Source organism: Vibrio aquimaris (assembly GCF_009363415.1).
In the GTDB taxonomy this organism is placed as follows: Bacteria; Pseudomonadota; Gammaproteobacteria; order Enterobacterales; family Vibrionaceae; genus Vibrio; species Vibrio aquimaris.
On the sequence record NZ_CP045350.1, the window covers coordinates 2,676,543 to 2,693,376 of the forward strand.

The following is a 16,834-nucleotide window of genomic DNA, read 5'->3' on the forward strand; positions in this document are numbered from 1 at the left end:
GTTAAGCAAGTTCACCTGCAATAAGGGGAACAAAACGCACATCTTCTATAATTTCAGAAGGGAAATCATCTCCACAGCGTGTAATTTTAAGCAAACTTTGATCCTCTTCACCCACAGGAATAACCAAAACACCGCCGTCGTCCAACTGTTCAAGTAAGGTTGGCGGGATTGATGCAGCTGCGGCGGTAACGATAATAGCGTTAAAGGGGCCTTTAGTTGACCATCCTTGCCAACCATCACCATGCTTGGTGGAAACATTATATATATCCAGGTACTTGAGCCGACGCTTCGCTTCCCACTGCAACAGTTTTATTCTTTCTATAGAATAAACATGCTCGACTAATCGAGCCAAGACAGCCGTCTGATAGCCTGACCCTGTACCGACTTCTAAAACTTTACTCTCCGGTGTCAGTTCCAATAGCTCAGTCATCCTTGCGACCATATAGGGCTGAGAGATACTTTGCCCCTGCCCAATCGGCAAAGCATTGTTATCATAGGCTTGATGTTGCATTGCTTGAGATACAAATTGCTCACGAGGAATAGAATGGATTGCATTGATGACAAATCTATCTTGGATGCCACTCTCAATCAGAAAATCAACTAACTTATCAGCCTTGGGGTTTGTCATTGGTACGTGTCCTGTAACCAGCGGTTCATCGTAGGCAGTGATTCATGTGCAGTTAGATCAACCTGAATTGGAGTAACGGAAACAAACCCCTGCTCAATGGCATAAAAATCCGTCCCCTCTCCCGCATCTTGCTCTTTACCAGGAGGCCCTAACCAATATATATCACACCCTCTCGGATCTTGCTGTTTAAGCATGGGTTCTGCATGATGACGAGCACCCAGACGAGTCGTACATATCCCTTTTATCTCATCCAAGGATAAATCCGGAATATTCACATTAAGTAGCTTGTTGGTTGGGATAGGCGCTTTAAGGTGTTGTTCCACCATTTGTTTTGCAACAATAGCGGCTGTTTGAAAATTCACCTTTCCGGCCAAAGAAAATGCTATCGACTGAACACCTAGAAAATGGCCTTCCATCGCCGCCGCTACTGTGCCTGAATACAACACATCGTCACCTAAATTGGCACCATGATTGATACCAGATAAGACCAAATCTGGAAGTTCATCTTTCATTAATTCATTTAGCGCAAAATGGACACAGTCCGTAGGCGTTCCTTGGACTGAGTATATGCGCTCAGATAAAGCCTTTACTCTCAAGGGCTGCTCCAAGGTAAGCGAGTTTGATGCTCCAGAGCGATTTCTATCGGGAGCGACGATAGTCACGTGCGCCAAATTACCCAGCGCGTCCGCCATGGCGTGTATGCCTTCAGCATGCACTCCATCGTCGTTACTGAGCAATATTTTCAAAACTTTATCAGTCATTGGTAATTGCGCTCCACTTTTATTTCTTGGATCAGCTCTCGAATCAGCGCCGTCGCAAAGCAACCTGCATCTAAAGAAAAGTCTAACTTAACTGAATCCCTATCGATGCTCCATGTTAAGTCTTGCGGTTTAAGGACTATGCTTCGTCTCTCATGCCGCATTCGGTTGCCTCGAATTAACGCCATCAAATCAGGTTCAACATCCAGCTGAGGCTGCTCGATTAAGAGGCCATCGGAAACCGTAGGTAACTCATTGTCACCGGCCAGAGCCGCAGTAATAGACACACTCCCTTCGCGGATGCTTTCATTTAAGGCGACCAGTTTTTGTGCTTCAGCTAAAACGATGCCTTCATCTGTCAAAAGGCAGTCCCCCTCAACCGCTCGATCGAACGAGTTGTTTTCAATGCGTTTTGAGACAATTGTATTAAAAATCCATGAGCGAGCAGCGGAAAGATAAAGGCTGCGTTTATTCTGATTACGAGTGCGAACATTTTCCCTTCCCCAACGTCTAGCCTCTTCAAGGTTATTACCCTGATTACCAAAACGCTGACTACCAAAATAATTAGGCACACCATGCAAACTAATCGCTTGCAAACGCTGGATAACATCTTCAACATCACTCACTTCCGTCAGTGTGATGCTAAAATGGTTTCCGACTAAATCACCAGGCCTAAGCTTCTTATTGTGACGCCTAGTTTCTACCACTTCTATACTAGGATACTGGGTCAGGAAAGAGCGCAAGTCTGGATCTCCGCCCTTGGGCAAATGCACACTAAGCCATTGCTCCGTAACGGCATGGCGATCTTTTAATCCTGCCCAGCTGACATCTTTTGGCTTAACTCCACAAGCTTTGGCTAATTCATTCGCGACAAAGCTTGTATTTTCCCCTGTTTTTCGAATTCGAACCATAAGGTGTTCGCCTTCACCGGAGAAATCAAAGCCTAGATCTTCACTTACCTGAAAATGTTCTGGCTCAACTTTTAATTTTCCGGTTGAATTGGGGCGGCCATATAAATAAGCCAAAGAAGACAAAATATCGGTCATACCATTACCACTGTACAAACCCGTGAGCTTTCCTCAGGGCAGAATCATTTGTTATTTCTTTACAAGTACGACAACCGCTTCAGTTGCAATACCTTCTTTACGTCCAGTAAATCCAAGACGCTCAGTTGTTGTCGCTTTCACGTTCACATTGCCAATGTCGGTTTCAAGATCGTCGGCGATAACTCGACACATAGCTTCAATATGAGGCGCCATTTTAGGAGCCTGCGCAATAATGGTTACATCCGCATTACCAAGTACGTATCCCATTTGCTTAACTTTCTTATAAACATCACGAAGTAGCCCTCGACTATCGGCGCCTTTCCATTTGTCGTCTGTGTCTGGGAAGTGTCGGCCAATATCGCCTGCCGCTATAGCGCCTAGTAACGCATCACTTAGAGCGTGCAAAGCAACATCACCATCCGAGTGAGCTAACAAACCATACTCATATGGAACAGTAACACCACCAATAATAACTGGGCCATCACCACCAAATTTGTGCACATCAAAACCATGGCCAATTCGAATCATAAGTTATCCTTTATTCTTGGTAAGGTAGAACTCAGCCAGAGCCAAATCTTCAGGTTGAGTGATTTTTATATTTTCTGCCGAACCCGGAACAAGCGCGGGTGACTTTCCTGAGCATTCCATGGCAGACGCTTCATCCGTGATATGAACACCTTTAGATAAAGCCTCTTCCAAAGCTGTCGCTAGTTGCTCAGTACGAAACATTTGCGGGGTTAATGCGTGCCATAGGTTTTCTCTATCGACCGTACTTTCAATATCACCGGAACGATTGGCTCTTTTCATCGTATCTCTCACAGGAGCGGCAAGTATGCCCCCAACTGGATGGTTTAATGACGTCTTAATCAAGTTGTCTATGTCCTGATTGTTAATACAAGGCCGAGCCGCATCATGAACCATAACCCAGCCTGATTCCTCATTATTGCGTACAAAATTGACACCAGCTAGAACAGAGTCCGCTCGTTCATTACCGCCAATAACGGCGGCAACTCTGTCATCTTGGGCTAAAGATAAACGTGAAAAATAAGGATCGTTTTTCCCTACCACGATAACAACTTTGGCGATATTTGGATGGCTTAACAATTTATATACTGTATGCTCGAGTACCGTTGCTTCATTTATTTGAAGGTATTGCTTGGGGCGCTCTGCCCCCATACGGCGCCCCACACCAGCGGCTGGAACAATCGCAATAATGGAAGATACTTGCGTCATACTCAGTTATTCTCTTCAACAATTCGATAAAAGGTTTCACCATCTTTAACCATGCCCAGCTCATGACGAGCTCGCTCTTCTATCGCATCTAACCCTTGGCGTAAATCATCAATTTCAGCAAACATCTCGCTATTTCTATTTTGTAGGTTACCGTTAACCTGATGCTGTACTTCAATCTCTGCTTGGACAGATTTAAACTCAGAAATGCCATTTTTCCCCAGCCACAATGTGTACTGCAGCCAGCCTAATAATAGTAATAAAACAAGGGCAAAAATTCGCATAACTAGTTATAACAATGACAGTAATTTGAAGCTCATGTATACCATAATACCACTTGTATAGCGATATAATGGTATAGAGGGCTCAATAAGGTCAGCGCTGTAACAAAAACAAGAGTAACCCTAAACCTAATACCAATCGATAAATTACAAATGGCGTCATTCCCATACGCGATATAAGTTTAAGAAACAGGTGAATACATAAATAAGCACTCACAAAGGAAGTAACGATGCCAGTGAGGAGCATATTTGTATCAATGGCCACACCACTACCGATAAGTTTTAGACCTAAATAACCACCAGCTAGCAAAATAATAGGGATTGACATTAGGAATGAAAACCTAGCCGCTGCTTGACGGGTAAATCCCAAATACAACGCAGCTGTAATCGTGATCCCAGAGCGAGAGGTTCCAGGTATCATAGCTATTGCTTGCGCAATACCAATCAATATCGCTTTGTTTCGGTCTACCTGATACTCGTCTTTAACAAGGCCCGCATTTTTGTCAACGTACCAAAGCAACAAGCCGAAAATAATGGTTGTGGTAGCGATAACCCAAGCACTGCGCAAATACAGCTCTATGATATCCTTCATTAATAGGCCAAAGACACAGGCAGGGATGGTTGCAATAATAATCATCCAAGCCAGCTTGGCTTCTTTACTGCGATCGCCTTTAAGGATAGAAGCTACAAAGGCACCAAATAAGGCAACAACTTCATGGCGAAAATAAATCACTACTGCTGCCAAGGTACCCACATGAACAGCTACATCAAAGGCTAACCCTTGATCTTCCCATCCAAGCACTGCAGAAGGCAAAATTAAATGTGCAGAACTAGAAATGGGTAAAAATTCAGTAAAGCCCTGTATAAAGGCTAGAATAAAGGCTTCAAAATAACTCATTAGATTCTCAGTTAGAAGGGTGATTAAACCAAAGTTTTATTTCACTTAGGTGTTCTGGGTAAGAAAGTTCTGACCAAATTTGATCGATAGTTCGGCCATCATTGGGCACGCGAAGTTCAGCGCATAATTCACGAAGTGGCTCTATAACAAAGCCATATTTATAGATATCACTGCGAGGTAGCTCTGGTGACTGTTTAGATACCTGTTGGCCGAACAAAATAATATCCAAATCAACTGTGCGAGACTGAAGCTTTTCACAATCACGTTCACGCCCCCATTGAAGCTCTATGTCACGCAGCTGGTGCACAAATTCTTCTAAACTTTGTGAGGTTTCCATTTCAACAACCAAATTGTAAAAAGCGTCACCATCAAAGCCTACAGCTGGGCATTCATAGATAGTCGACAAACGAATATTCTGACCAATCTCATGTAATGCACCAATCGCAAGCTCGATATGTTTGCGCGGCTCTATATTGGAGCCAACACCAATGTATACTTTTGTCATGGGTTGCCTCGCTCAATCATGACCCCCACACCTGATGCCTGAACAACAGCTCCAGGTTTTGTTAATCGAATTTTCACCCAAGGAACAGCAAACTGGCTCATAATTAATTCAGCGACTTCTTCTGCCACTCTTTCGACCAGTAAAAAACGACCAGATTCTATATGAGAAAGAACCGCCGAGCTTACTTTAGCGTAATCAAGAGCATCAACGACATTATCACTTTTACCTGCTAACCGATTGTCGTGGGCCATTTCAATGTCCAGAATCAGCTTTTGCTTAATGCTCTGTTCCCAATCGTACACGCCTATCGTCGTGATCACTTCTAACTGCTCGATAAACACTTTATCCATGCATTTTGATTCCTAATTAGAGGTCGGATACCCAAATATGATAAAAAGTCGTACTATTTTTGTCCCAAACACCAAAATCTGAGTAGTTTAAGCCTTGTAAGCGCTATATGATATCAATTACTTGCTCAGCTAACACCTTTTTATAATGAGTAACGACACTATGACCACTATCGCTATTGTCATGATCATCTCAGCTTATTTATTGGGTTCGGTCTCGAGCGCTATTCTTATTTGTCGATTACTCAGATTACCCGACCCACGTGATGTAGGCTCTCATAACCCAGGGGCGACAAATGTACTAAGGCTAGGAGGCAAAAAAGCCGCACTCGCAGTACTATTATGTGACATGCTAAAAGGAACCATTCCTGTTTGGACTGGCTACTTTTTTGATATTGGCCCAATTCTCCTTGGTGTAATTGCGATTGCCGCTTGCTTGGGGCATATGTACCCTATCTTCTTTCACTTTCGAGGAGGAAAAGGAGTCGCTACTGCATTAGGAGCCATTGCTCCAATAGGTCTGACGCTAACATCGTTGCTCATCGTTACTTGGCTAATGGTCATCATATTATTTCGCTATTCTTCGCTCGCAGCGATTACCACTGTGTTATTAGCACCATTCTATACATGGATGATTAAACCACAGTACACCTTGCCCGTTGCCATGCTATCTTGCTTAATTATCTTTCGACACCATAAAAACATTCGCCGTCTGTTAGAAGGGACCGAGCCCAAAATCAGTCAAAAAAACTAACTCTAACAAGGCATTCCCCCAAGTTCAGCCTACTTACTTGATAAAACTTTGGCGAAGAAAGTTAACAGCATTTTTGAGACAAATTCAGGCTGTTCTAGGTTTGATATATGTCCAGCATGAGGAATTTGAACCAGTTCAGAGCCTGCAATACTGTCATGCATAAGAAAAGACTCCAAAACTGGCCGAGCCACATCTTCTTGACCAACGGCGATTAACACTGGTAAATCAAATTGTTCAATATCGTTAAACTGATCACGACGACCAAATACCATCTGCCCTATTCGCGCAATTTCAGTAGCTCTATCACCTCCGACATTCGACAAACTCCGACGTAAATAAGCGACCAGTTCAGGAGTGTTTTGTTCGGCATTCCTTGCAAAAAATATCGGAATAAGTGCCTCTATGATGGCCTGAGAGACTCGCTGCGCCGATAAAATGCTTTCCAATATTGCAGAACATTTTTTATAAGTCACTTCTGGCTCTAAACCAACAAAAGTATCCATCAACACCAAAGATTGAACACGCGCAGGAACCAGACTCACCATTTCTGCCCCCCACATTCCACCAAGTGATAAGCCAACAATGGAAAATTGGTCAACCTTTATTTTATCCATCAAAGCGATAATTTGCTTAGCATAATCTTTCAGCGTTTTTGTTGAGGGGGGAGCGTTTTGGGACTCACCATGAGCCCAGAAATCAGGCACAATACATCGATATTGCTGGCTCAACATCTCGACTTGTGGCCACCACATCTGACTATCCATTAGAAAGCTATGACCAAAGATGATCACTGGCCCTTGCCCAACATCCAGATAGGTCATTTGGTAATCATCTATCAGAAATTTATTCATACTTAATTCTCTTCGCTACACCTAATAGAGATATTCCAGCCATCTCCCATGATAAGGGAGCATGAGGAAAGGACAATTTTGACAAATGGCCTATTGGAAATGATCAACTTAGCCTATCGGGTTAAGTTGATCGATTGGCCAACGGGGGACGGCTTGTACTGATAGATCGGATACTTCACCATTTTTTAGCCGCTGCATACCTGCATAGGCAATCATTGCTCCATTGTCGGTACAAAACTCGGTTCGTGGGTAATAAACCTCACCGCCAATTTTATCGGCCAGCTGAGCTAAATCAGAACGCAATCGACGGTTAGCACTCACACCACCAGCAATGACAATCCGTGTCAATCCAGTTTGTTCAAGCGCCCGCTTGCATTTTATGGTTAACGTTGCGCAAACTGCCTCTTCAAATGCTAACGCGATATCCGCTCGCGTTTGCTCATCATCGCCATTGGCAGTAATAGTATTGGCTGTGAATGTTTTCAATCCCGAGAAGCTCATATCTAAACCCGGCCTATCTGTCATTGGGCGAGGAAACTTAAAGCGTCCAGGCGTGCCTTTTTCTGCCAATTTAGACAAAAGAGGACCTCCCGGATAATCAAGCCCCATCAATTTAGCCGTTTTATCAAAGGCTTCACCAGCAGCATCATCAATCGACTCGCCGAGAATTGTGTATTCACCAATTCCTCGGACTTCAACCATCATAGAATGTCCTCCAGACACCAGCACCGCAACAAATGGAAAAGGCGGCGGGTTATCTTCTAACATAGGCGCTAATAAGTGTCCTTCCATATGGTGTACAGGAACCGCAGGCACCCCCCAAGCATAAGCAAGGCTGCGGCCTATGGTCGCCCCTACCAGCAAGGCTCCAACCAGACCAGGTCCTGCCGTATACGCAACTCCATCGATATCCTTAGATGTCAAACCTGCTTCTATCATTGCCGATTTAATTAACGGAATGGTCTTTTTAACGTGATCACGAGAAGCAAGCTCTGGAACGACACCACCATAATCGGCGTGTAGTTTAACTTGACTGTATAATTTGTGAGAAAGCAGTCCTTTCTCGTCATCATATATCGCGATGCCTGTTTCATCACATGAGGTTTCAATACCAATAATGCGCATGGTTTAACCTAGATAGCTTGTTCTACGATTCAAAATTGGCGCAATCTTACCTTGGCTTGGCTTGGCTTAGCAAACAAATTTTGTATACTGATTAAACGACAAAGGACTTTACAAAGCCTATATGATCGGATTAAAATTCCGCACCATTTTTGATCAAGCTGATAATAGAGCCGGCAGTAAAGCTAGGTACTTTAAAATCAGCACTAATGAATAACCCCTGAGGTGAAAGGCATATGCCAGTAGTTAAAGTACGTGAAAACGAACCGTTCGACGTTGCTCTACGTCGTTTCAAACGCTCTTGCGAAAAAGCAGGTATCCTTTCTGAAGTGCGTCGTCGTGAGCACTACGAAAAGCCAACTACAGTTCGCAAACGCGCTAAAGCAGCGGCTCAAAAGCGTCACGCTAAGAAGCTAGCTCGCGAAAACGCTCGTCGCGTTCGCCTGTACTAATAACTAAGTCCAATAAAGGAATTTAGTTATGGCTCTGATTGACACTCTCAAAGATGAGCAAAAAATAGCGATGAAAGCCAAGGACAAATTGCGCCTTGGCACTATACGTTTAGCTCTATCTGCGATTAAACAGCGCGAAGTTGACGAACAGATAACTCTGACTGACAACGATATTCTTGCTGTATTAACTAAGATGGTTAAACAACGTCGCGACTCTGTCGCTCAATATGAATCTGCAGGTCGACAAGATCTTGCCGATACCGAGCAAGCTGAAATTACTGTACTTGAGGAATTTATGCCTCAACCGCTAAGTGAAACTGAAGTATCCGCATTGATCACCAATGCCATTACTGAATCAGGTGCAGCGGGCATGCAAGACATGGGTAAAGTAATGGCTGTGCTTAAGCCAAAGATTCAAGGGCGGGCAGATATGGGTAAAGTCAGCGGTTTAGTACGCGCTAAACTCGGATAATTACTCAATACACATTACAACAGGCCGTGCTAACCTTGGGAAAGCGCGGCTTGTTTGTATCTAGCCTATTATTCTTTTTCATACTCTAGAGGTTTATGGCGGGACAGATACCAAGAAGCTTTATCGATGACCTACTCGCTCGGCTGGATATTGTCGACATCATCGACTCTCGTGTAAAGCTAAAGAAAAAAGGCAAAAACTACGGCGCATGCTGTCCATTCCACAATGAGAAAACACCGTCATTTAGTGTAAGCCAAGAAAAGCAGTTCTATCATTGCTTTGGCTGCGGTGCCCATGGCAACGCTATCGACTTTATGATGGAGTATGAAAGATTAGAATTCCCAGAAGCGATTGATGAACTTGCCTCTTATCTAGGGTTAGATGTACCAAGAGAACAACGCCAAGCTGGAAGGTTCCCCTCAAGTGCCCCTCAAGCCAATAATGAGCAAAAACGTAACCTCTATGATTTGATGACAGGTATTGCTCAGTTTTACCGAGACCAATTAAAGCACTCTGGAAGCAAAGTCGCTATTGACTACCTAAAAGATCGGGGCCTCACAGGAGAGATAGTCAAAAAATTCGGTATTGGTTATGTGGCTGATGAGTGGGATTTAGTCCGTAAGAATTTTGGGCACACAGAACAAACCCAAGCTATGCTCGTCTCCGGCGGAATGCTAATCGAAAATGAGAAAGGTAGCCGTTATGATCGTTTTCGTGGCCGAGTCATGTTCCCTATTCATGATAGGCGCGGAAGAGTCATTGGCTTTGGTGGCCGCATCCTAGGCGATGGCACCCCAAAATACCTTAACTCACCAGAAACACCCATTTTCCATAAAGGCAAAGAGTTATACGGTCTATATGAAGTCATGCAGGCCTACCGTGAACCACCACAAATATTGGTTGTTGAAGGTTATATGGATGTGGTGGCACTGGCTCAATATGGTGTCGACTATGCGGTAGCGTCTCTTGGAACCTCGACGACAGACGATCACATACGCCAATTATTTAGACAAACAGATACTATCGTTTGCTGCTACGATGGTGACCGAGCAGGCCGAGAAGCAGCAAGAAGAGCGATGGAAAATGCCCTGCAATTTCTAAATGCCAACAAAGTGCTTAAAGTCTTGTTTTTGCCTGATGGAGAAGATCCAGATAGCTTTGTTCGAAAATTTGGCAAAGAAGCAATTGAGCGAGAAATAGATAAAGCAGATTCATTGATTGACTTCTTACTCGCCGAAATTAAAAAAGATGCTCCAGATTCGGACCCTAAACGCTGGGGGACCTATGTGGCGACAAATGCAGCCCCACTGCTTAACAAAGCAACGGATCCCTCGCTGCAAGCATATTTATGGAAAGAGCTAACACTGGGTACTGGTTGGAGTGACTTCCAACTTCAGAAGTTTCTCAATTCACTGATAACTACAACAACTGATACAAAACCTACCCCTCATAAAGACATCAAAAGAACGCCAATGCGTGAGGTGATAGCGTTACTTATTCAAAATCCGAACTATGCTCAAATGGTGCCAGATTTGACCCCAGTTAGAGAACTATCGGTTCCTGGATTAAGATTATTCATTGAGGTGCTTGAATACTGCCATCAGCACCCCAATATAAACACAGGCCAGTTAATTGAATACTGGCGTAATACGAGCCATGAAGCTCTGCTGTCTCGTTTAGCTGGATGGGAAATCCCGCTAGATGAAGATAATGAACAAGATATTTTTTTAGATTCGCTGGATAAAATATTGGCCCAGTGTGTCGAAAAGCAAATTGAAGATTTGCAGGCCAAAGAAAGAAGTGTCGGTTTATCAACCGAAGAAAGAAGGGAGCTACTAGCTTTAATGCTAGATTTAAAAGCGTAACCCTGTTCGAATAGTCAGCAATGAATTAATGTGTTATTATGGGTGGTTTGCACTCGCATACTAATTCCTTCACCAGATACTAAGTTGGATACCGTCTATGGATCAAAATCCGCAGTCACAGCTAAAACAACTTGTCATTAAAGGCAAGGAACAAGGCTATCTGACCTACGCAGAAGTAAATGATCACCTGCCAGCAGAAATCGTAGATTCTGAGCAGGTTGAAGATATCATTCAAATGATTAACGACATGGGCATCCGAGTTGTTGAAACTGCGCCTGATGCCGATGACCTTGCTCTGAATGACGATGACACTATTACCGATGAAGATGCCGCTGAAGCAGCTGCTGCCGCATTATCTAGCGTAGAAAATGAAATTGGCCGTACCACGGACCCAGTGCGTATGTACATGCGCGAAATGGGAACAGTAGAACTACTGACTCGTGAAGGCGAAATCGATATTGCAAAACGCATTGAAGATGGTATTAACCAAGTTCAAAATGCTGTAGCCGAGTACCCAGGAACCATTCCTTATATTCTTGAGCAATTCGATAAAGTTCAAGCTGAGGAACTGCGCCTTACTGACCTCATTACCGGCTTCGTCGACCCTGATGCTGATGAAACAGCAGCGCCAACTGCAACCCACATAGGTTCAGAGCTGGCTGAGTCAGACTTAGAAGACGAAGATAAGGAAGACGTCGATGAAGATAGTGAAGATAGTGACGAAGATGAGGAAGAAACAGGCATTGACCCTGAACTCGCCCTTGAGAAGTTCACTTCACTGCGCAACACCTTCCAAAACTTTCAATTGGCGTGTAATGAATACGGCAATGAAAGTCCAAAAGCTCAGATTGCTCACGAGCTTGTTCTGGATGTGTTCAAAGAATTCCGTCTGACTCCTAAACAGTTTGATTATTTAGTTGACGAGTTACGCACCTCAATGGAGCGCGTCCGTACTCAAGAGCGCTTGATCATGAAGGCGTCCGTTGAATACGGTAAAATGCCGAAAAAATCCTTCATTACTCTCTTCACTGGTAATGAATCAAGCGAAGCATGGCTAGACGAAATTTTATCTTCCGATAAGCCTTATGCAGAAAAAATTCAACGCAGCGAAGAAGACATACGTCGCTCAATCATGAAACTTAAAATGATTGAGGAAGAGACTTCTCTAACGGTACAAAATATCAAAGATATTAGCCGCCGTATGTCTATCGGTGAGGCAAAAGCCCGCCGAGCTAAGAAAGAAATGGTCGAGGCTAACTTACGTCTGGTTATTTCTATCGCGAAAAAATACACCAATCGTGGTTTGCAGTTCTTGGATTTGATTCAAGAAGGTAACATCGGCTTGATGAAAGCAGTTGATAAATTTGAATATCGCCGTGGCTATAAGTTCTCGACTTACGCAACTTGGTGGATTCGACAGGCAATCACTCGCTCTATTGCTGATCAAGCTCGAACAATACGTATTCCAGTACACATGATCGAAACGATCAACAAACTGAATCGTATCTCTCGCCAAATGCTTCAGGAGATGGGCCGTGAACCACTTCCAGAAGAATTGGCAGAGCGCATGCAAATGCCGGAAGATAAGATTCGCAAAGTACTAAAAATTGCTAAAGAGCCAATCTCAATGGAAACGCCGATAGGCGACGATGAAGATTCGCATCTTGGCGACTTTATTGAAGATACAACCTTGGAGCTTCCTTTAGACTCAGCAACTTCTACAAGTTTAAAAGTTGCGACAAAAGATGTTCTAGCAGGTCTTACACCTCGCGAAGCTAAGGTTCTTCGTATGCGTTTTGGTATAGATATGAATACTGACCACACTCTTGAAGAGGTTGGTAAGCAGTTTGATGTCACTCGAGAGCGTATTCGTCAGATCGAAGCAAAAGCATTACGTAAGCTTCGTCACCCTAGCCGCTCAGAAACACTGCGCAGCTTCTTAGATGAATAATTAAACATCACGGTCAAAAGGCGAGCAAAGGCTCGCCTTTTTTATAACCAAATGGTTTAAGTGGATAAAATATAGGCTGATTTACCCTATTTTGTGTCTAGACAGCCCTATCATCATCCCCTATAATCGTTGACCTACAAAGGCCCCTTAGCTCAGTGGTTAGAGCAGTCGACTCATAATCGATTGGTCCGCAGTTCAAATCTGCGAGGGGCCACCAAACACAAAAAAACCTGATGAGTCTCATCAGGTTTTTTGCTTTCGATATCAAGGTGTTTCGCCTAAAAACCTTTTTCTTTTTTAATTAAATCATAAGCACTTTGAATCTCCTGAGCCTTTTCTTTAGCAACATTCATCATCTCAGGAGGTAATCCTTTTGCCATAAGCTTATCTGGGTGATGCTCATTCATTAGTTTTCTATGAGCACGTTTGACAGTTTTAGCATCCGCACTACTATCTATACCCAAGAGTTTGTATGCATCACTAAGCTGGTTGGAAGATGAATTTTGTTGCCAACTGCCGCCAGAACCTCGAGACTGTCCGCCAGCAGAGTGCCCACCAAAGCCTCCTCCTTGCTGAAAGCGAAATGCGGCTTCCTGCATTTTTAAACGTTGTTCAAGCTGCTGAGATGAAAAGCCAAGACCTTGAGCGATTTTATGCAGCACACTCCTTTCACTAGGATGTATATCTCCATCAGCAAATGCTGCTGAAATCTGCAATTCTAGAAAAAACTGCATCAAGTCAAATCTTTCACCAGCAGAGATACGTACTCGCTCTAAAACTGTTTCTAAAGGAAAGTCACGCTCTTTACCTTCACGGAAAGCCTCTTGCGCAGCCCTACGCTGCTCACCGTGTAAACTCATTCGCTCCATCATGGTTGTCGCTAACTGGATTTCTTCCCGCGTGACCTGGCCCTTAGCTTTTGCCACATGCCCCATAACCGCAAATGCAGATTTAAAGAACTCCGCCTGCCTCTCGCTTTGACTCGGGCCAGAACCAAAATCTGAACTAAAACCTGCCAGTTTTAAGCGACGAGCCTTATCGAACTGATGACCTAGAAATAAGCCGAAAATAGCACCAAATGGCCCTCCCATAAGAAAGCCAAAAAAAGTACCCAGTATTTTGCCGAAAATATGCATTGTTTACTCTCAATCTCTGAATTTTTTCTTCATAAAGCAGTCTGATAGTGCTGTAAGCTATAAATTCCTTTATCATAGGGACCGTTTAATTTTACATTCGGTCATCTATTCACCGGATATATCAAGTTCAACAGGATAGTCAAACTCGATGTCACGTTTTCCTCGTACCTTGTTAGCCAGCTCAATTAGCGCCGCTTTTCTTATACCTCAAGCAAATGCTGAAGAATCAGCGGCAGCATCTTCACAATCAATGCCATTTATTGGTCAGTGCCAGACATTAGACCCTATCGACCAATGTGTGGTCAATAATGAAGAGCCTGAAAGTAAACAACAACCCGTCAATGTTGATGCTGACCACTTAGAGGCAATAAACGGTAACAAGGCAACATACTCAGGTAATGTTACCGTAGTTCAAGGCAACAAACGTATGAAAGCAGATAACGTCACCGTACATCAGAAAGATAATATCGTTGTAGCAGAAGGAAACGTTATATTTAGCGATGGGCAGATAAAAACCATCTCAGATAAGGCCATACATAATATTAGCTCTGAAGAAGTCACTCTAGAAAATACTAACTATCGGTTTTTGTGTGAGCCAGGGCGCGGTGAGGCTGTCTATGTGGCCAAAACAGGAAAAGCAGTCTACGAAGTAGAGGATGGCACTATTACTTCATGTCCTGAGGGAGACAGCTCATGGCGCATGCGAGCATCGAGCATCGATATTGACCAAAACGAAGAAGAAGCCACTTTTTATAACCCTCGCTTTGAAATTCAAAACGTACCCGTTTTTTACCTACCATTTCTAACGGTTCCAATTGGCGACACTCGTAAGACCGGTTTTCTTTACCCTATGGTTTCCTATGGGTCAAGCGATGGCTTCGAAATGGAAGTGCCTATATATTGGAACTTAGCGCCAGACTACGACTTGAAAACAACTCTTAAGTCGATGCAAAATCGTGGCACCCAGTTAAACAGTGAATTCCGCTACCTGTCAGATTTAGGCTATAGTACGATTAAATCTGAATATTTACCTGACGATAAGAAGTACCCAGAACAAGGCGATCGCTGGGGTATTCAATGGCAACATTCAGGTATCTATAACAAGAATTGGAAACTAGGGGTTGACTATTCAAAAGTGAGTGATATCCGGTACTTTTCAGATACAGGCTCAAGTTTAGGCAATCAATCTGACGGACAGCTGATCCAAGAAGCCGTTGTTACCTACCGTTCGGCCAGTTGGGATACGTCCATTTTAAGCCGCGACTTTCAACTTTTAACAGAAAGCGATAACACGCCATATCGATTGTTACCTCAGCTTAGCTTTAATTACTACTCCCCAGAAGTAATGCGTTACCTTGATTTAGACCTTAAAAGTCATATATCCAAATTTGATACCGATAACCCTGAAAAACCATCCGCTACTCGAATTCATATTGAACCTGGAATAAAAATTCCCGTAGCGTCCTCATGGGGTAGCTGGACAACCGAGGCTAGATTACTTGGAACTTATTACCAACAAGATTTAAGCGGTTTGGATCTCACCGAGTTATCGAGCGAGGGATATAATTTAAAAGAGTCAACATCACGCGTCATACCTGAATTTAGAACACATGCTGGCATTACTCTTGAGCGTGATACCGTTATTTTTGATAACTACACACAGACTCTAGAACCACAAGTCCAATACTTATATGTACCAGAAAAAGATCAAAGTGATATCTACTTATATGATACTACCTTACTGCAAACCGACTATTACGGTCTGTTTCGCAGCCGCAAGTATAGCGGGGTCGATCGGATAGCTGCTGCAAATCAGTTCAGCTATGGCGCTTCTACTCGATTTTTTGATAACCATTATAAAGAAAGGCTTAACATCTCCTTTGGACAAATTTTCTATATTGACAAAGACACCAAAAACTCAGATTTAAGTAATGAAAACAATAAATCCAACTTCTCAGCTTGGGCTGTTGAGATGGATTTTAACTATGACGACTACTTATTCTATCATGGTGGGATACAGTATGATGTTGATACTAGCGATCTACAGTTAGCTAACAGCACCCTCGAATATCGCTTTGACAAAGGTTATGTGCAAGGCAATTACCGGTACGTAACTCGTGAATATATTGAGAACACACTCGACAGTATTAATGATTTAGATTCGATAACAGAAAATGGCATATCTCAAGCTGGTTTACTCGCTAGCTATCAACTAACACCCAAGTGGAGCGCGAGCGGCCAGTACTTCTACGACCTAACTACCAGTAATGCTCTAGAATGGTTAGCTGGAATAAACTATCGTTCAGATTGTTGGTATATTGGCTTTAGTTATAGTAATCAGCTCAAAAGCTGGGACCCAAATTTTTCAAGTTACCCAAATTCTACGCCAACTTATGAAAACAACTTTAGCTTCAACTTTGGCATTATAGGGTTCGGAACGAGTGTAGGCTCTAACTCAGGTGAACTAGGTGCAAACAGTGACAACAACTCACTTGGTTATGGACGCCCATTTTTCCTAAATAACTAATTTAAAACCTG

General features: G+C 43.3%; 18 protein-coding genes and 1 tRNA gene. 7 read left to right on the forward strand and 12 right to left on the reverse strand.

Annotated features, from left to right (window positions below; genetic code table 11):
• Position 1 precedes the first annotated feature (1 nt).
• The 9 genes from FIV01_RS12315 to folB all read right to left on the reverse strand — a co-directional run bounded on the left by FIV01_RS12315 (position 2) and on the right by folB (position 5,696).
• Positions 2-628: a protein-L-isoaspartate(D-aspartate) O-methyltransferase gene (locus FIV01_RS12315; protein WP_152431261.1), complete on the reverse strand. Its 627-nt coding sequence runs from the start codon at positions 626-628 to the stop codon at positions 2-4.
• Positions 625-1,389 carry a 5'/3'-nucleotidase SurE gene (surE, locus tag FIV01_RS12320; protein WP_172971834.1) on the reverse strand — a complete coding sequence of 255 codons (765 nt, stop codon included), beginning with the start codon at positions 1,387-1,389 and terminating at the stop codon, positions 625-627. The genes FIV01_RS12315 and surE overlap by 4 nt, the downstream gene beginning before the upstream one ends.
• Entirely contained in the window at positions 1,386-2,432 is a 1,047-nt protein-coding gene (gene truD / locus FIV01_RS12325) for a tRNA pseudouridine(13) synthase TruD (RefSeq protein ID WP_152431262.1), read from the reverse strand. Before truD ends, surE begins: the two co-directional genes overlap by 4 nt.
• A gap of 51 nt (positions 2,433-2,483) precedes the next feature.
• Positions 2,484-2,960 (reverse strand): 2-C-methyl-D-erythritol 2,4-cyclodiphosphate synthase, encoded by a 477-nt coding sequence (gene ispF / locus FIV01_RS12330; protein WP_152431263.1) that lies wholly within the window; start codon positions 2,958-2,960, stop codon positions 2,484-2,486.
• A gap of 3 nt (positions 2,961-2,963) precedes the next feature.
• On the reverse strand, positions 2,964-3,665 hold the full coding sequence (ispD, locus tag FIV01_RS12335; protein WP_152431264.1) for a 2-C-methyl-D-erythritol 4-phosphate cytidylyltransferase: 702 nt from the start codon (positions 3,663-3,665) through the stop codon (positions 2,964-2,966).
• A gap of 2 nt (positions 3,666-3,667) precedes the next feature.
• Positions 3,668-3,946: a cell division protein FtsB gene (gene ftsB / locus FIV01_RS12340; protein ID WP_152431265.1), complete on the reverse strand. Its 279-nt coding sequence runs from the start codon at positions 3,944-3,946 to the stop codon at positions 3,668-3,670.
• Positions 3,947-4,037: 91 nt separating this feature from the next.
• Positions 4,038-4,841 (reverse strand): undecaprenyl-diphosphate phosphatase, encoded by an 804-nt coding sequence (locus FIV01_RS12345; RefSeq protein ID WP_152431266.1) that lies wholly within the window; start codon positions 4,839-4,841, stop codon positions 4,038-4,040.
• A 7-nt stretch (positions 4,842-4,848) separates the two neighbouring features.
• Positions 4,849-5,346, reverse strand: a complete 498-nt coding sequence (gene folK / locus FIV01_RS12350; RefSeq protein ID WP_152431267.1) for a 2-amino-4-hydroxy-6-hydroxymethyldihydropteridine diphosphokinase — start codon at positions 5,344-5,346, stop codon at positions 4,849-4,851.
• Positions 5,343-5,696 carry a bifunctional dihydroneopterin aldolase/7,8-dihydroneopterin epimerase gene (gene folB, locus FIV01_RS12355; protein WP_152431268.1) on the reverse strand — a complete coding sequence of 118 codons (354 nt, stop codon included), beginning with the start codon at positions 5,694-5,696 and terminating at the stop codon, positions 5,343-5,345. The genes folK and folB overlap by 4 nt, the downstream gene beginning before the upstream one ends.
• Before the next feature lie 160 nt (positions 5,697-5,856).
• Here folB and plsY point away from each other — a divergent pair, with 160 nt between their 5' ends.
• Positions 5,857-6,447, forward strand: a complete 591-nt coding sequence (gene plsY, locus FIV01_RS12360; RefSeq protein ID WP_152431269.1) for a glycerol-3-phosphate 1-O-acyltransferase PlsY — start codon at positions 5,857-5,859, stop codon at positions 6,445-6,447.
• A 29-nt stretch (positions 6,448-6,476) separates the two neighbouring features.
• On the opposite strand, the gene FIV01_RS12365 is transcribed toward plsY, so the two are convergent.
• Together FIV01_RS12365 and tsaD are read right to left on the reverse strand one after the other, a co-directional pair.
• Positions 6,477-7,298, reverse strand: a complete 822-nt coding sequence (locus FIV01_RS12365; protein ID WP_152431270.1) for an alpha/beta fold hydrolase — start codon at positions 7,296-7,298, stop codon at positions 6,477-6,479.
• A gap of 108 nt (positions 7,299-7,406) precedes the next feature.
• Positions 7,407-8,423 carry a tRNA (adenosine(37)-N6)-threonylcarbamoyltransferase complex transferase subunit TsaD gene (gene tsaD / locus FIV01_RS12370; RefSeq protein ID WP_152431271.1) on the reverse strand — a complete coding sequence of 339 codons (1,017 nt, stop codon included), beginning with the start codon at positions 8,421-8,423 and terminating at the stop codon, positions 7,407-7,409.
• A 233-nt stretch (positions 8,424-8,656) separates the two neighbouring features.
• On the opposite strand from tsaD, the gene rpsU reads away from it, so the two are divergent.
• The 5 genes from rpsU (at position 8,657) to FIV01_RS12395 (ending at position 13,377) form a co-directional block, all read left to right on the forward strand.
• A complete protein-coding gene (gene rpsU / locus FIV01_RS12375; protein ID WP_001145625.1) occupies positions 8,657-8,872 on the forward strand; it encodes a 30S ribosomal protein S21 in 216 nt (71 codons plus the stop codon).
• A gap of 28 nt (positions 8,873-8,900) precedes the next feature.
• Positions 8,901-9,344 (forward strand): GatB/YqeY domain-containing protein, encoded by a 444-nt coding sequence (locus FIV01_RS12380; RefSeq protein WP_152431272.1) that lies wholly within the window; start codon positions 8,901-8,903, stop codon positions 9,342-9,344.
• Positions 9,345-9,439: 95 nt separating this feature from the next.
• Entirely contained in the window at positions 9,440-11,209 is a 1,770-nt protein-coding gene (dnaG, locus tag FIV01_RS12385) for a DNA primase (RefSeq protein ID WP_152431273.1), read from the forward strand.
• Positions 11,210-11,306: 97 nt separating this feature from the next.
• Entirely contained in the window at positions 11,307-13,160 is a 1,854-nt protein-coding gene (rpoD, locus tag FIV01_RS12390; protein ID WP_152431274.1) for an RNA polymerase sigma factor RpoD, read from the forward strand.
• A 141-nt stretch (positions 13,161-13,301) separates the two neighbouring features.
• A tRNA-Ile gene (locus FIV01_RS12395) sits at positions 13,302-13,377 on the forward strand.
• Positions 13,378-13,438: 61 nt separating this feature from the next.
• Here FIV01_RS12395 and djlA read toward each other — a convergent pair.
• Positions 13,439-14,296, reverse strand: coding sequence for a co-chaperone DjlA (gene djlA / locus FIV01_RS12400; protein WP_152431275.1), 858 nt, complete (start codon positions 14,294-14,296; stop codon positions 13,439-13,441).
• Between the two features lie 148 nt (positions 14,297-14,444).
• Between djlA and lptD the strand changes: the two genes are divergently transcribed.
• A complete protein-coding gene (lptD, locus tag FIV01_RS12405; protein WP_152431276.1) occupies positions 14,445-16,823 on the forward strand; it encodes an LPS assembly protein LptD in 2,379 nt (792 codons plus the stop codon).
• Positions 16,824-16,834: the final 11 nt, after the last annotated feature.

Coding starts and splice junctions, on each gene's coding strand:
- FIV01_RS12315 (WP_152431261.1), bottom strand. CDS start 628: ATGACAAACCCCAAGGCTGATAAGTTAGTTGATTTTCTGATTGAGAGT.
- surE (WP_172971834.1), bottom strand. CDS start 1,389: ATGACTGATAAAGTTTTGAAAATATTGCTCAGTAACGACGATGGAGTG.
- truD (WP_152431262.1), bottom strand. CDS start 2,432: ATGACCGATATTTTGTCTTCTTTGGCTTATTTATATGGCCGCCCCAAT.
- ispF (WP_152431263.1), bottom strand. CDS start 2,960: ATGATTCGAATTGGCCATGGTTTTGATGTGCACAAATTTGGTGGTGAT.
- ispD (WP_152431264.1), bottom strand. CDS start 3,665: ATGACGCAAGTATCTTCCATTATTGCGATTGTTCCAGCCGCTGGTGTG.
- ftsB (WP_152431265.1), bottom strand. CDS start 3,946: ATGCGAATTTTTGCCCTTGTTTTATTACTATTATTAGGCTGGCTGCAG.
- FIV01_RS12345 (WP_152431266.1), bottom strand. CDS start 4,841: ATGAGTTATTTTGAAGCCTTTATTCTAGCCTTTATACAGGGCTTTACT.
- folK (WP_152431267.1), bottom strand. CDS start 5,346: ATGACAAAAGTATACATTGGTGTTGGCTCCAATATAGAGCCGCGCAAA.
- folB (WP_152431268.1), bottom strand. CDS start 5,696: ATGGATAAAGTGTTTATCGAGCAGTTAGAAGTGATCACGACGATAGGC.
- plsY (WP_152431269.1), top strand. CDS start 5,857: ATGACCACTATCGCTATTGTCATGATCATCTCAGCTTATTTATTGGGT.
- FIV01_RS12365 (WP_152431270.1), bottom strand. CDS start 7,298: ATGAATAAATTTCTGATAGATGATTACCAAATGACCTATCTGGATGTT.
- tsaD (WP_152431271.1), bottom strand. CDS start 8,423: ATGCGCATTATTGGTATTGAAACCTCATGTGATGAAACAGGCATCGCG.
- rpsU (WP_001145625.1), top strand. CDS start 8,657: ATGCCAGTAGTTAAAGTACGTGAAAACGAACCGTTCGACGTTGCTCTA.
- FIV01_RS12380 (WP_152431272.1), top strand. CDS start 8,901: ATGGCTCTGATTGACACTCTCAAAGATGAGCAAAAAATAGCGATGAAA.
- dnaG (WP_152431273.1), top strand. CDS start 9,440: ATGGCGGGACAGATACCAAGAAGCTTTATCGATGACCTACTCGCTCGG.
- rpoD (WP_152431274.1), top strand. CDS start 11,307: ATGGATCAAAATCCGCAGTCACAGCTAAAACAACTTGTCATTAAAGGC.
- djlA (WP_152431275.1), bottom strand. CDS start 14,296: ATGCATATTTTCGGCAAAATACTGGGTACTTTTTTTGGCTTTCTTATG.
- lptD (WP_152431276.1), top strand. CDS start 14,445: ATGTCACGTTTTCCTCGTACCTTGTTAGCCAGCTCAATTAGCGCCGCT.